Genomic DNA, 521 nt, shown 5'->3' on the forward strand with positions numbered 1-521 from the left:
GGCTGAGCTGCGCGCCCATCGCGATCGCCAGCTGGTGCGCGATCGCGAGACCCAGCCCGGTGCCGCCGGTGCTGCGGTTGCGTGAGCCTTCGAGCCGGTAGAACGGCTTCAGCACCGCCTCCAGCTGGTCGTCCGGAATGCCCGGCCCGTTGTCGATCACCGCGAGCGTCAGCCGGCCGGGGGCGGCGCGCACCTGCAGGCCGACCTCGCTGCCGAACGACAGCGCGTTGTCGATCAGGTTCATCAGGATGCGGCGCAGCGCGTTCGGGCGCGAGACGATCGGCGTGCCGGCGCGGCCTTCCAGCTGCACGCGTTCGCCGGCGTCCTCGTAGTCGGCGACCAGGCTCTCGAACAGCGCGTCGGCATCGATGCGGCACGGCGGCTCGGTCGCGCCGTGCAGCGTGCGCGCGTAGGTGACGCCCTCGCGCACCAGCAGGTTCATCGCGTCCAGGTCCTGGCGCATCTTGTCGCGGTCGGGGCCGTCGTCCATCAGGTCGGTGCGCAGCCGCATGCGCGTGATC

The 521-nt window shown here is 72.0% G+C and carries 1 protein-coding gene; it reads right to left on the reverse strand.

Translation table 11 applies throughout. The features are described 5' to 3' along the window. Window positions 1–521, reverse strand: a 521-nt coding sequence (locus tag AC1D15_RS36595) for a sensor histidine kinase (protein WP_477829950.1), incomplete at both ends; no start/stop codon positions are given.

The sequence above is a fragment of the Rhizobacter sp. P2_H2 genome (assembly GCF_056403375.1).